This is a genomic window from Fulvimonas soli (assembly GCF_003148905.1).
Classification (GTDB): Bacteria; Pseudomonadota; Gammaproteobacteria; order Xanthomonadales; family Rhodanobacteraceae; genus Fulvimonas; species Fulvimonas soli.
On sequence record NZ_QGHC01000002.1, the window covers coordinates 86,873 to 99,563 of the forward strand.

At 74.3% G+C, this 12,691-nt stretch carries 14 protein-coding genes; 5 read left to right on the forward strand and 9 right to left on the reverse strand.

The window, feature by feature from the left end; all coding sequences use genetic code 11:
* Positions 1 to 32: 32 nt before the first annotated feature.
* The 3 genes from C7456_RS02505 to C7456_RS02515 form a co-directional block, all read right to left on the reverse strand.
* Positions 33 to 1,838, reverse strand: coding sequence for a cation:proton antiporter (locus tag C7456_RS02505; RefSeq protein ID WP_109722191.1), 1,806 nt, complete (start codon positions 1,836 to 1,838; stop codon positions 33 to 35).
* A gap of 251 nt (positions 1,839 to 2,089) precedes the next feature.
* Positions 2,090 to 3,589, reverse strand: a complete 1,500-nt coding sequence (locus C7456_RS02510) for a YifB family Mg chelatase-like AAA ATPase (RefSeq protein ID WP_109722192.1) — start codon at positions 3,587 to 3,589, stop codon at positions 2,090 to 2,092.
* A gap of 143 nt (positions 3,590 to 3,732) precedes the next feature.
* On the reverse strand, positions 3,733 to 3,996 hold the full coding sequence (locus tag C7456_RS02515) for an accessory factor UbiK family protein (RefSeq protein WP_109722193.1): 264 nt from the start codon (positions 3,994 to 3,996) through the stop codon (positions 3,733 to 3,735).
* 186 nt (positions 3,997 to 4,182) lie between these two features.
* Between C7456_RS02515 and glnK the strand changes: the two genes are divergently transcribed.
* Positions 4,183 to 4,521, forward strand: a complete 339-nt coding sequence (gene glnK / locus C7456_RS02520; protein ID WP_109722194.1) for a P-II family nitrogen regulator — start codon at positions 4,183 to 4,185, stop codon at positions 4,519 to 4,521.
* 193 nt (positions 4,522 to 4,714) lie between these two features.
* Here glnK and C7456_RS02525 read toward each other — a convergent pair whose 3' ends face one another.
* Positions 4,715 to 5,224, reverse strand: a complete 510-nt coding sequence (locus C7456_RS02525) for a CcdC protein domain-containing protein (protein WP_245889748.1) — start codon at positions 5,222 to 5,224, stop codon at positions 4,715 to 4,717.
* Positions 5,225 to 5,332: 108 nt separating this feature from the next.
* Complete coding sequence (gene gpmA, locus C7456_RS02530) at positions 5,333 to 6,085, reverse strand: 2,3-diphosphoglycerate-dependent phosphoglycerate mutase (protein WP_109722196.1); 753 nt, start codon at positions 6,083 to 6,085, stop codon at positions 5,333 to 5,335.
* A gap of 143 nt (positions 6,086 to 6,228) precedes the next feature.
* Between gpmA and C7456_RS02535 the strand changes: the two genes are divergently transcribed.
* Complete coding sequence (locus C7456_RS02535) at positions 6,229 to 6,888, forward strand: DUF4097 family beta strand repeat-containing protein (protein ID WP_109722197.1); 660 nt, start codon at positions 6,229 to 6,231, stop codon at positions 6,886 to 6,888.
* Between the two features lie 2 nt (positions 6,889 to 6,890).
* Here the strand turns inward: C7456_RS02535 and C7456_RS02540 are convergent, their stop codons facing one another.
* Both C7456_RS02540 and hemF read right to left on the reverse strand, forming a co-directional pair.
* Positions 6,891 to 7,412 carry a cytochrome b gene (locus C7456_RS02540; RefSeq protein ID WP_109722198.1) on the reverse strand — a complete coding sequence of 174 codons (522 nt, stop codon included), beginning with the start codon at positions 7,410 to 7,412 and terminating at the stop codon, positions 6,891 to 6,893.
* A gap of 86 nt (positions 7,413 to 7,498) precedes the next feature.
* Positions 7,499 to 8,401: an oxygen-dependent coproporphyrinogen oxidase gene (hemF, locus tag C7456_RS02545; protein ID WP_109722199.1), complete on the reverse strand. Its 903-nt coding sequence runs from the start codon at positions 8,399 to 8,401 to the stop codon at positions 7,499 to 7,501.
* A 173-nt stretch (positions 8,402 to 8,574) separates the two neighbouring features.
* Between hemF and C7456_RS02550 the strand changes: the two genes are divergently transcribed.
* Genes C7456_RS02550 through C7456_RS02560 form a run of 3 tightly spaced genes read left to right on the forward strand, consistent with a single transcriptional unit; the run spans position 8,575 to position 11,320 of the window.
* Positions 8,575 to 9,768: a beta-ketoacyl-ACP synthase gene (locus tag C7456_RS02550; protein ID WP_211306226.1), complete on the forward strand. Its 1,194-nt coding sequence runs from the start codon at positions 8,575 to 8,577 to the stop codon at positions 9,766 to 9,768.
* Entirely contained in the window at positions 9,765 to 10,556 is a 792-nt protein-coding gene (locus C7456_RS02555) for a beta-ketoacyl synthase chain length factor (RefSeq protein ID WP_109722200.1), read from the forward strand. The genes C7456_RS02550 and C7456_RS02555 overlap by 4 nt, the downstream gene beginning before the upstream one ends.
* Complete coding sequence (locus C7456_RS02560) at positions 10,553 to 11,320, forward strand: glycosyltransferase family 2 protein (protein ID WP_109722201.1); 768 nt, start codon at positions 10,553 to 10,555, stop codon at positions 11,318 to 11,320. The genes C7456_RS02555 and C7456_RS02560 overlap by 4 nt, the downstream gene beginning before the upstream one ends.
* Before the next feature lie 12 nt (positions 11,321 to 11,332).
* Here the strand turns inward: C7456_RS02560 and C7456_RS02565 are convergent, their stop codons facing one another.
* Both C7456_RS02565 and C7456_RS02570 read right to left on the reverse strand, forming a co-directional pair.
* Positions 11,333 to 12,277, reverse strand: a complete 945-nt coding sequence (locus tag C7456_RS02565) for a lysophospholipid acyltransferase family protein (RefSeq protein ID WP_109722202.1) — start codon at positions 12,275 to 12,277, stop codon at positions 11,333 to 11,335.
* A 72-nt stretch (positions 12,278 to 12,349) separates the two neighbouring features.
* Entirely contained in the window at positions 12,350 to 12,619 is a 270-nt protein-coding gene (locus tag C7456_RS02570; RefSeq protein WP_109722203.1) for a phosphopantetheine-binding protein, read from the reverse strand.
* Positions 12,620 to 12,691 lie beyond the last annotated feature (72 nt).

Sequence of the window (12,691 nt, forward strand, 5' to 3'; positions counted from 1 at the left end):
AGAGAAGGCAAAAGCATGGGCCGCCCTGCTCTTCACTCGCTCCTCTTCGCTCGCTCCCCGCCCGGCGGCACCAGCGCGATCACCGTCCAGCCCGGCTGCGGCTGCAGCTCGCGCTTCACCGAGGCCACCCGCAGCGCGCCCCTCTCCTCCACGCCGAACAGCAGCACGGTGTCCGCGCCATGCTGCTGCAGGAAGCCCGGCCAGTCGAACGCCGGCGTGAGCCGCGTCGACTTGATCCGCCAGCCCTGCTCCAGCCGCTCGGCGAAGGCCTCGTGCGTCATCTCCGCGCCGAACAGCGGCGGCGCCAGCAGGCGCTCGCCCCATTGCGCGCGCTCGCCGGCCTCCGGCGCCCGCTCGTTCTGCAGCAGGTAGATCCGCTGCCGCCCGAACTCCTGGCGGTAGTGCACGCAGGCCAGCGCGTTGCGCTCGCGGTGGGTGGACATCGCCAGCAGCCGGCCGATCCCGGCCAGGTCCAGGTGCCGCTCGGCATGGGCGGTGGCCGGGTGCCCGTAGTACGTGGCCAGACCGTCCATGCGCGCGCGGCGGATGCCGTCCCAGTGTTCGTCGGCGACCACCGTGCGGACGCCGGCGTCGCTGAGCGCGCGCGCGACCGCGCGCGGCACCTCGTCGGCGCCGTAGACCAGCACGCCGTTCGGCTCGGGCTCGGCCACCTTCAGCCAGCGCGCCAGCGGGCGCGCGGTGGCGCTCTGCAGCACCACCGTGCCGACGATCAGGATGAACACCAGCGGCACCAGCGCCTCGGCGCCGGGCAGGCCCAGCGCCTCCAGCCGCAGCGCGAACAGCGCCGACACCGAGGCAGCCACGATGCCGCGCGGCGCCACCCAGGCAATCAGCGCGCGCTCGCGCCAGCCGAGCGCGCTGCCCAGCGTGGCGACCGCCACGGTCAGCGGCCGCACCAGGAACTGCGCGAACAGGAAAATCGCCGTGCCCGCCCACAGCAGGCGGCCGGGCAGCGGCCACTCCAGCCGGGCCGCGAGCAGGATGAACAGCACCGACACCAGCAGGGTGGTGAGGTGCTCCTTGAAGTCGAGGATGTCGTCGATGTGCACGCCGCGCACGTTGCCCAGCGCGATGCCCATGACGGTGACCGCCAGCAGGCCCGACTCGTGGGTGAGCGCGTTGGAGCCGGAGAACGCCAGCAGCACGGCCGCCAGCGTGGCGTAGTTCTGCAGGTACTCGGGCACCATCTGGCGGCGCAGCAGGAAGGCCAGCAGCCCGGCGGCCAGCAGGCCGATCGCGCCGCCGCAGGCCACCACCGCGAGGAACACGCCCAGTGCGTGCCCCTGCTGGCGCGAGACGATCGCCTCGTACGCCAGCACGGCGAACAGCGCGCCGAGCGGGTCGATGACGATGCCCTCCCAGCGCAGGGTGTTGGCGATGCGCGCGTTCGGCCGCACCGTGCGCAGCATCGGCGCGATCACCGTCGGCCCGGTCACGCAGGTGAGCGCGCCGAACAGCAGCGATACCTCCCAGCCCAGCCCGGCCAGGTAGTGCGCCGCCGCCGCCAGCAGCAGCACGGCGAGGATCGCGCCGTAGCTCACCAGCCCGCGCACCGCGCCGCCGATGCCGGGCAGCTCGTCGAAGCGCAGGTTCAGGCTGCCCTCGAACAGGATCACCGCCACCGCCAGCGAAACCAGCGGGAACAGCAGCGGCCCGAGCAGCCGGTCGGGCGCCAGCGCGCCGGCGACGGGACCGAGCAGCAGGCCGGCCAGCAGCAGGAACAGGATCGCCGGCAGCCGCAGCCGCCAGGCCAGCCATTGCGCGAGGAAGCCGATGCCGAGCATGCACGACAGCATCAGACCGGCATCCAGATTCATCCGCGCGCTCCCTTCGATCGGCCGGCGCCTATCGGAGCATGCCCGCGGGACAGCGTCCAGCCGCCGCGGAAGGGCGGAGCGGGATAGCCAAGGGGAAAGAGGGAAGGGGCCAGCCCCGGTATCAGCGGGAGGGGGGAGGGGGGACTGATACCGGGGCGGCAGGGGCGACGGTCATTAAAGAACCGGCCGGTGCACATATTAAGCGGATCGCCCCGGATGTCAATACCCACCGGTACAAAAAACCACGGGGACTAGAAACGCCGGTACTGCAGGGCCTCGGCCAGGTGCGCGCGGTCCAGCAGCGGGGCGCCGCCGTCCAGGTCGGCGATCGAGCGGGCCACCCGCAGCACCCGGTGGTAGGCGCGGGCCGACAGCCCGAGCCGCTCCAGCGCCGCCTCGAGCCAGCGCCGCTCGGCCGGCCCCAGCGCGCAGTCGCGCTCCAGCTCGCGGGTGTTGATCTCGGCGTTGGAGCGGCCCGCGCGCATCAGCCCGTGCTGGCGCGCGCGGATCACCCGCTCCCGCACGATGGCCGAATCCTCGTCGTGGGGACCGCGCGGCGCGGCCAGCTCCGCCAGCGGCACCCGCGGCACCTCCACCGCCAGGTCGATGCGGTCGAGCAGCGGGCCGGAGATGCGCGCGCGGTAGCGCTGGATCTGGTCGGGCGTGCACTGGCAGCGCTGGCGGCCGTCGCCGGCATAGCCGCAGGGACAGGGGTTCATCGCGGCGACCAGCTGGAACTGCGCGGGAAAGGTCGCCTGGCGCGCCGCGCGCGAGATCACGATGCGGCCGGACTCCAGCGGCTCGCGCAGCACCTCCAGCACGTGCCGGTTGAATTCCGGCAGCTCGTCGAGGAACAGCACGCCGTTGTGCGCCAGCGAGATCTCGCCCGGCCGCGGCTGCGGCCCGCCGCCGACCAGCGCCACCGCCGAGGCGGTGTGGTGCGGCGCGCGGAACGGCCGCCGCCGCCAGTGCGCCGGGTCCACCGGCTGCCCGGCCACCGAGCGCACCGCGCAGCTCTCCAGCGCCTCCGACTCGCCCAGTGGCGGCAGGATGCCGGGCAGGCGCTCGGCCAGCATGGTCTTGCCGGTGCCCGGCGGGCCCACCAGCAGCAGGTGGTGGCCGCCGACCGCGGCGATCTCCAGCGCGCGCCGCGCCTGCAGCTGGCCGCGCACGTCGATCAGGTCCGGGACGTGGCCGTCGTCGTCGGCCTGCACGACGGCGGCCGGCGCGGCCAGCTCCTGCGCCCCGCGCAGCCAGCCGCACACCTCGGCCAGGTGGCCGGCCACCAGCACGTCGGCGTCGGCCACCAGCGCCGCCTCGGCGGCATTGGCGCGCGGCACCACCACGCGCCGCCCGCGCGCCCGCGCGCGCAGCAGCGCCGGCAGCACGCCGGGCACGCCGCGCAGCTCGCCGGACAGGGCCAGCTCGCCCAGGAACTCGCATTCGTCCAGCTTCTCGCGCGGCACCTGGCCGCCGGCGGCCAGGATGCCCAGCGCGATGGCCAGGTCGAAGCGGCCGCCGTCCTTGGGCAGCTCGGCCGGCGCCAGGTTCACGGTGACCTTGCGGTTGGGGTATTCGAAGGCGGTGTTCTGGATCGCCACCCGCACGCGGTCGCGCGCCTCGCGCACCGCGGCCTCGGGCAGGCCGACGATGTGCGTGCCGGGCAGGCCGCCGGACAGGTGCACCTCGACCATCACCTGCGGCGCCGCCACGCCCTCCTGCGCGCGGCTGAGGGTGACCGCCAGGCTCATGCGGCGCACCGATGGATCAGGGCAACGACGTCGCCGATCGATACCGACACCGTGCAACTCCATCGACGACGGCGAAAAACAACCGCCCCCGATCGTTTCTCGGGGTGAGGGTGACAGATCGGGGGCGGCTCCCGGGAGCTTGGTTACTGCTGGACCCCGCGGGTGACGGCCTCGGCTTCGAGCCGGGCGACGCGCCGTTCCAGCTCGTCGACCCTGGCGCGGGTACGCGCCAGCACCTGGCTCTGGACGTCGAACTCCTCGCGGGTGACCAGCTCGAGGCGACGCAGTCCTTGCGTCAGGACATCGCGAAAGTTGGCGCGGAGATCCTCGTGCGCCTGAGCCAATCCTGGCGGAACCAACGAAACAAGTCGCAGGGCAAGTTGATCGATATCCTGCCTACCCATCATGGAAGGCGCCTCGAACTTGTCGACGGGCAGTCTAGGTGAACGGAAAGGGGCGTCGCCATCGGCCGGCTCCACTGGGATCTGTAGGCATTTTCCTACACGGGCCGCCGGGACGACAGCGCCGGCGCCGGCAGGCACAATGGCGGGGTGGCCCGCCGCGGCGGGCCGCCATTCCGACGAGGGACACCCATGAAGCTGGTCGTGGCGGTGATCAAGCCGTTCAAGCTGGACGACGTACGCGAGGCGCTGGCCGAGGCGGGCGTGCAGGGCATCACGGTGACCGAGGTGAAGGGCTTCGGCCGCCAGAAGGGCCACACCGAGCTCTACCGCGGCGCCGAGTACGTGGTGGATTTCCTGCCCAAGCTCAAGCTGGAGGTGGCGGTGGCCGACGAGCAGCTGGAGCGGGTGGTGGAGGCGATCCAGCAGTCGGCGCGCACCGGCAAGATCGGCGACGGCAAGATCTTCGTGAGCAGCCTGGACCAGGTGATCCGCATCCGCACCGGCGAGCTGGACAACGACGCGCTGTAGGGGCGGCAAGCGCCGCGCGGCGGCGCCATCCCTCGCGGGGAGCGCGCCTCGGCCCCCGCCTTCGGATCAAGGGGGGGCGGCAGGCGCCGGCCCCTCACCTCGGTCCTCTCCCCGGAGGGGAGAGGAGTCAAAGCGCGCGGCCGCCGGTCCGGCGTCGCGCGCGCCGGCCGGGCCGGACGGTACCGCCCGGCCTTCAGCGCGCCTGCGCGCGCTGGAAGCGCCGGTGGTGGATCAGCAGCCCGGTGAAGTAGCACAGGTAGTAGCCGACCAGCAGGCCGAACACCAGCAGGGTCAGCGGGCTGTTGCCCAGCGGCGGCGCCGACGCCGCGGCGGCCGAGCCGGCCGCCGCGGGCATCATCACCATGAAGCGCCAGGCCAGCCGGGCCACCAGCAGCGCGGTGAGCACGCCGCCGACCCAGGGATTGGGCAGGTACACGTCCGCGCCGTCCGCGCCGCGCTCGAAGCGGGTCAGGCGCAGGCCCAGCAGGCCCAGCGCGGCGCCGGCCAGCACGCCGCCGAGCAGGCCTTCCAGCAGGCGCAGGTCGCGGAAGCCGGACAGCGCCAGCAGCGCGCCGATCGCGCCGAACACCACGATGCGGGCGAGCATGCGCTTGCGCCGCACCGGCTGCCGGCCGAACTGGCTGCGCACGCGCCGCCAGACCACCAGCGCCATCAGCGGGGCCATCACCAGGGGCATCACCATCTGCGGGGTCATCGGCGGCTCGACTGCGTGGCGAAAGGGTGCGGCCAGCCTATCGGCCCGGTGCCGCGCCGGCCACTGGCAGTCGACAGGCGGCGCGGATGACGGCTGTCACCCCGCCTGCTTCGCCTTGCCCTGGTTGGCCACCGCGGCCATCTTGGCGGCGATCTCGTCGGCGTCGCCCAGGTAGTAGCTGCGCAGCGGCCTGAGCTCGGCGTCGAACTCGTACACCAGCGGCACGCCGTTGGGCACGTTGAGCTCGACGATCGCCTCGTCGGAGATGCCGTCCAGGTACTTGATCAGCGCGCGCAGCGAGTTGCCGTGCGCGGCCACCACCACGCGCTGGCCGCCGCGGATCGCCGGCGCCAGCACGTCGTGCCAGTAGGGCAGCACGCGCGCCACGGTGTCCTTCAGGCACTCGGTGTCCGGGATCATCGACGGGTCCAGCCCGGCGTAGCGCGGGTCGCGCAGCGCCTCGTTGGCGGCGCGCTCCAGCGGCGGCGGCGGGATGTCGTAGCTGCGGCGCCAGATCTTCACCTGGTCCTCGCCGTAGCGGGCCGCCGTCTCGGCCTTGTTGAGGCCGGTCAGCGCGCCGTAGTGGCGCTCGTTGAGGCGCCAGTCGGTGTGCACCGGCAGCCACATCTGGTCGAGCGCGTCGAGCACGCCCCACAGCGTGCGCACGGCGCGCTTGAGCACCGAGGTGTGCGCCACGTCGAAGGCGTAGCCCTCCTGCCGGAGCAGGCGGCCGGCCTCCTGCGCCTCGGCCATGCCCTGCGCGGTGAGGTCGACGTCGGCCCAGCCGCTGAAGCGGTTGTCGAGGTTCCACTGGGACTGGCCGTGGCGGATCAGGACGAGCTTGTGCATGGCGGTCGGCGGCAAGGGGACAAGCGCGGAATGGTGGGCCGCGCGCCGCGCCCCGTCAATCGCCGCCCCTGCCGAAGGTCACGTCAAACCCTGGCCGGCGCGGGCGCATCCTAGCGAGGTCCATCCATCACGGAGAACCCCGCATGCGCCGCCACCATCTCGCCTTCGCCCTGGCCCTGGCCTTCACGCTGCCGCTGGCGGCGCGCGCCGGCGACGGGGACATCGACAAGGTCAACGGCACCGCCCGCGTCGAGGCCGGCCAGCATGCCGGCGACGTCAGCACCGTCAACGGCGCGGTGCGCATCGGCGACCGCGCCGTCGTGCGCAAGGCGAGCACGGTCAACGGCTCGGTCGAGCTGGGCGAGCGCGTGCAGGCCGACGAGCTGGGCTCGGTGAACGGCGGGGTCACGGTCGGCGCCGGCAGCCAGGTGCACGGCAAGATCGAGACGGTCAACGGCGCAATCCGGCTGGCGCAGGGCACGGATGTCGCCGGCCGCGTCTCCAACGTCAACGGCTCGATCCAGCTGGACGCCGCGCACGTGGCCGGCGGGCTGGGCACGGTGGGCGGCGACATCACCGTCGGCGCCGGCTCGCGCGTGGAAGGCGGCATCCTGGTCGACAGGCCCGGCGGCTGGTTCCACTGGGGCGAGAGCCGCCCGCCGCATATCGTGATCGGCCCGCACGCGGTGGTGCAGGGCACGCTGGAGTTCCGCCGCGAGGTGGTGCTCGAGGTGAGCGACAGCGCGCAGATCGGCCCGGTGAAGGGCGCCACGCCGGTGAGGTTCGGCGGCGCGCAGCCCTGAGGTCAGCGCAGGCTCATCCGCGACAGCAGGCCGTCGCGGCGCACGCAGTGGTGCCACAGCGCCGCGGCGGCATGCACGCCGATCACCGCGTAGAACAGGTTGCCGAGCAGCTCGTGGCTCTCCTCGAACGCCTTGCCGAGCGCCGGCATCGGGCCGGCCAGGCTGAACGACCAGCCCGCCAGCACGACCGGCCTGCCGCCCAGGTTGAGCGCGAGCATGCCGAGCAGCGGCTGCAGCAGCACGAAGCCGTACAGCGCCGCATGCACGGCGCGGCGCAGCCCGTCCGACAGCGGGCCCGCCGGCACCGGCGGCGGCGCGCCGCGCCACCACCGCCACAGCAGGCGCGGCATCGACAGCGCCAGCAGCAGGCTGCCCGACCACAGGTGGACGTTCGTCCAGAACGCGCGGCTGTCGCTGCCGCGCGGGCCGCGCAGCTCGATCGATAGGTAGGCCAGCGCGACCAGCAGGACGCTCAGCCAGTGCAGGACCACCGCGAGGCGGTCGTAGCGGGCGGGCAGGCTCATGGCAACTCCGTGGACACCGGGGTGCCCGCCATCCTGCCTGGCCAAGCTTAGCCGTCGCCCTGGAGACCCCTGAACGAGAGCCGGAATCAGATCCAGTCGCGCGGCCGCAGGTAGTCGTCCAGCCGCGCCTCCGCCGAGCCCGGCTCGGGACGGTAGTCGTATTCGAAGCGCACCAGCGGCGGCAGGCTCATCAGGATCGACTCGGTGCGCCCGCCGGACTGCAGCCCGAACAGCGTGCCGCGGTCGTAGACCAGGTTGAACTCCACGTAGCGGCCGCGCCGGTACAGCTGGAACTGGCGCTCGCGCTCGCCCCACGGCGTGCCGCGGCGGCGCTCGGCGATCGGCAGGTAGGCGTCGAGGAAGCCCTGCCCCACCGCGCGGGTGAAGTCGAGGCAGCGCCCGAAGCCGCCCTCGTTGAGGTCGTCGTAGAACAGCCCGCCGACGCCGCGCGTCTCGCCGCGGTGCCTGAGGAAGAAGTACTCGTCGCACCAGCGCTTGTAGCGCGGATAGACGTCCGCGCCAAACGGCGCGCACAGGTCGCGCGCCACGGTGTGCCAGTGCGCCACGTCCTCGTCGAACGGGTAGTACGGGGTGAGGTCGAAGCCGCCGCCGAACCACCACACCGGCTCCACGCCGGGCTTGCTCGCCTCGAAGTAGCGCACGTTGGCGTGCGTGGTGGGCACGTAGGGATTCTTCGGGTGCAGCACCAGCGACACGCCGGTGGCCACGAAGCTGCCGCCGGCCAGCTCCGGCCGGTGCGCGGTGGCGCTGGGCGGCAGCCTGTCGCCGTGCACGCGCGAGAAGTTCACGCCGGCCTGCTCGAACAGCGCGCCGTCCTTCAGCACGCGGGTGCGCCCGCCGCCGCCGGCCGGGCGGGTCCAGGCGTCCTCGGTGAAGCGCGCGCCGCCGTCCAGCCGCTCCAGCGCGGCGCAGATGCGGTCCTGCAGTTCGCGCAGGAAGGTTTCGGCCTGTTCGGCTTGCTGGCTCATCGGCGGTGCGGGGATCGGTGGCGGTGCCGGCGAGCTTAGCAAGACCGGCCGCGGCCGCCGACGCCGCGCGGCGACGTGCCGCGCGGCCCCGCCCTTCACGGCCCGCGCACGATCGTGAACGCGCCGCTCTGGCGAGCCCGCGCGGCCGCGGCTAGGCTGCGGCCGTGCCCGACATGATCGCCCCGCTCGCGGTGAGCGCCTGCACCGCCACCTCCACCCTCGGCCGCGGCCTGGCCGCCCAGCGCGAGGCCCTGCGCGCCGGCCGCAGCGGCCTGCGCCCGAACGATTTCAGCAACGCGCCGCTGGCGTGCTGGATCGGCCGCGTCGAGGGCGTGGAGGACGCGCCCCTGCCCGCCGCGCTGGCCGGCTGGGATTGCCGCAACAACCGCCTGGCCTGGCTGGGCCTGCGGCAGGACGGCTTCCTCGAACGGGTCGGCGCGGCGCGCGCGCGCTACGGCAGCGCGCGCGTCGCGCTGCTGCTGGGCACCTCCACCGCCAGCATCGGCGCCACCGAGGAAGGCTACCGGCGGCTCGGCGCCGACGGCCGCCTGCCGGCCGACCTGCGCCGCCCGGCGGTGCACAACCCGCATTCGCTGGGTGCCTTCGTCGCCGCGGCGCTGGCGCTGGACGGGCCCTGCCTGACGATCTCCACCGCCTGCTCCTCCAGCGCCAAGGCGTTCGCCGCCGCCGAGCGGATGATCCGCCTCGGCGTGGCCGACGCGGCGGTGGTCGGCGGCGTGGACACGCTGTGCGACAGCGTGCTGTTCGGCTTCAACGCGCTGGAACTGGTCTCGCCCGAGCCGTGCCGGCCGTTCGACCGCGCGCGCCGCGGCATCTCGATCGGCGAGGCGGCCGGCTTCGCCCTGCTCGAGCGCGTCGACGCCGCGCCGCGGGCGCCGCGCCTGCTCGGCTACGGCGAATCCAGCGACGCCCACCACATGTCCGCGCCGCACCCGGAAGGCCTGGGCGCGGCGCTGGCGCTGCGCGACGCGCTGGCGCGCGCCGGCCTCGCGCCAGCGCAGGTGGACTACGTCAACCTGCACGGCACCGCCAGCCGCAAGAACGACGAGGTGGAGGCGCAGCTGCTGGCGCGCCACTTCTCCGCCGCCACCCGCGCCAGCAGCACCAAGGGCTACACCGGGCACACGCTGGGCGCGGCCGGCATCCTGGAGGCGGTGTTCGCGCTGCAGGCGATCGAGCACGGCTTCGTGCCGGCCAACCTGGGCGGCGACGAGCCCGACCCGGCCTGCGGGCCGCAGTTCGCCTGGCGCGGCGAGGAGCGGCCGGTGCGCGTGGCGCTGAGCAACTCCTTCGGCTTCGGCGGCAACAACGCCTGCCTGGCGTTCGCGCGCGCGGAGGCGGCATGAGCGCGGCCGTGCACGTGGCCGGCGTCGGCCTGTGGGCGGAAGGGCTGCCCGGCTTCGACGCGCTGCGCGCGCGGCTGGCCGGCGCGCCGGCGGCGGACACGCCCGGGCGGCCGCCGGCCGCCCTGCTGCCGCCGAACGAGCGCCGCCGCGCCCCGCCGCAGGTGCTGCTCGCCGTCGAGGCCGCCGGCCAGGCGCTGGCGATGAGCGGCCTCGCGCCGGACGCGCCCGCCTGCGTGTTCGCCTCCGCCTACGGCGACCAGGCCACCACCGACTACCTGTGCGCCACCCTGGCGCGCGCGCCGCGCGAGCTGTCGCCGACCCGCTTCCACCAGTCGGTGCACAACGCCGCCGCCGGCTACTGGACCATCGCCACCGGCTGCCGTGCGCCGTCCAGCGCGCTCTGCGCCGGCCCGGAGAGCTTCGGCGCCGGCCTGCTGGAGGCCGTGCTGCAGGTCCTCGCCGACGACCGCCCGGTGCTGCTGGTCGCCTGCGACACGCCGGGGCAGGGCCCCCTGGCGGAGATGACCGCCTGCCACGACGCCTTCGCCTGCGCGCTGCTCCTGGCCCCCCGCGCCGACGGCGCGCTCGCGCGGCTGTCGTTGCATCCGCATCACGGCCCGTGCGCCAGCCTGCCGTGGCCGGAGGCCTTCCCGGCAGACTGGCTGGGCGGCAACCCCAGCGCCGGGGCGCTGCCGCTGCTGGTACAACTGGCCTCGGGAAGCGGACGCTGCCGGCTGCCGGCGGCGCCGCGGCTCGGCCTCGACATCCACGTGGAGAGTCCCGCTTGAACGCGAACCTGCCCCGCTGGTGCGTGCTGATCCCCTGCCTCAACGAGGAGGCCGCGATCGAGCGCGTGGTGCGCTCGGTGCTCGCGCTGGGCGCGCCGGTGATCGTGGTGGACGACGGCTCGGACGACCGCACCGTGGAGATCGTGCGGGCGCTGCCGGTCCACCTGCTGTGCCACGACCGCCGGCTCGGCAAGGGCCAGGCGCTGCGCGACGGCTTCCGCGAGGCGCTGCGCCTGGGCTACGAGGCGGTGCTGACGATGGACGGCGACGGCCAGCACCTGGCCGGCGACATCCCGCGCATCCTCGCCGCGGCGCGGCGCTATCCCGACCACCTGATCATCGGCGCGCGCCTGCTGGACAAGGCGCAGCAGCCCAAGGGCCGCCGCCGCGCCAACGCGGTGGCCGACTGGGGCATCTCCTGGGCCTGCGGGCGGCCGGTGGCGGACACCCAGAGCGGCCAGCGCTGGTACCCGCGCGCGGCGCTGGACCTGGTCGACCTGCCGGCGCAGAACTTCGTGTTCGAGGCCGCGATCCTGATCGCCGCCACGCGCGAGCGCGGGCTCGGCGTGGTGTCGGTGCCGATCGCCTCGCGCTACCAGCCCGGCCTGCGTCGCAGCCATTTCCGCCCGGTGCGCGACGTGGCGCGCATCACGCTGTACACCATCGGCCGCGTGCTGCACTACGGCCACGTGGTGCGCAGCTACCGGCGCTCGCACACCCAGCGGCCGCTGATCCTCGACGAGCCGGCCGCGGCCACCGGCTGAACGGACGCCGCCTCAAGCGTCCGCGCGCCCCGGGCCGGGGCGCGGCGGCGCATGCTGGTCCTGCCGCCAGAAGTCGTAGAAGTTGAACCAGTTGTAGGGCAGGGCGCGGGCGTGGTGCTCCAGCCGCGCGGCGTAGCGCGCGAGCAGCGCGTCCAGCGCCGGCTCGCGCGCCGCGCCGCGCGGGATCTCGATCCGCTCGGCGAACGGCTCGAACACCAGCCGGTAGCGGTTGCCGCCCAGGTACAGGCCGAAGCACAGCATCACCGGCGCGCCCAGCGTGCGCGCCAGCAGCCACGGCCCGACCGGGAACGGCGCCGGCTGCCCGAGGAAGGGCGCCTGGCGCAGCACCTCGTGGCCGCGGCCGCGGTCGGCCAGCAGCGCCACCATCGCGCCCTCGCGGCAGGCCTCGGCCAGCGCCAGCGTGGCGGCGTTGCCGCCGCGGGAAATGTCGACCACGCTGGCGGCGAGCTCGGGCGCCAGCGCCTCCAGCATGGCGGTGAGCTCGGGCGTCTTCTGCTTGTCCAGCACGATGCGCAGCGGCAGGTCGGGCCGGCGCGCGCCCAGCACGCGCAGCGCCTCGAAGCTGCCCTGGTGCGAGCCGACCAGCAGCACGCCGCGCCCCTGCGCGATGCGCCGCTCCAGCTCCGCCAGCCCCTCGATCTCGAAGGCGAAGTCGCGCTCGCCGCGGGCGAGCAGGAAGATGCGGTCGAGCAGGGTCGCCGCGAAGCAGTGGAAGTGCCGGTACACCTGCCGGAGGGTCGCCGGCCGGCCGAACACGCGGCCCAGGTAGTCGCGCGAGGCGGCGCGCTCGTCGGCGCGACGCAGCAGGAAGTACAGCGCGATCGGATACAGCGCGAGCCCGGCCAGCGTGCGGCCGCCGCGCAGGGCCAGCTGGCGGATCAGCCACAGCGCGCGGCGGCCACCGCCTTCGCGCTGGTCCTGCCAGTGGCCGCTCATGCGCGCCGGCCGCCGGCGTTCATGCCGTGGCCATCGCCCGGGATGCCTGCCGTTCCGGCCCGCGCGGCGCGCTCAGAGCGTGCGCCGCTGCTCGACATAGTCCGACAGCGCGGCCAGGCTGGCGAAGATGCGCTGGTTGTCGGGATCGTCGGAGCGCAGCTGGAAGCCGTAGCGCTTGGTCACCGCCAGCGCGATCTCCAGCGCGTCGATCGAGTCCAGCCCCAGCTCGCCGCCGAACAGCGGCGCCTGCGGGTCGATGTCTTCCGGCGCCACCGCCTCCAGGTTCAGGCTGTCAACGATGAGGACGGCCAGCTCATGCTGCGCCGCGGTCTGCTCTGCCATGCTCGATCCCGTGCTTCATCAGCGTGCCTCCCCCCGGCGGCAGCGGGCGCGGAGTGTAACATAGCGCCCCCG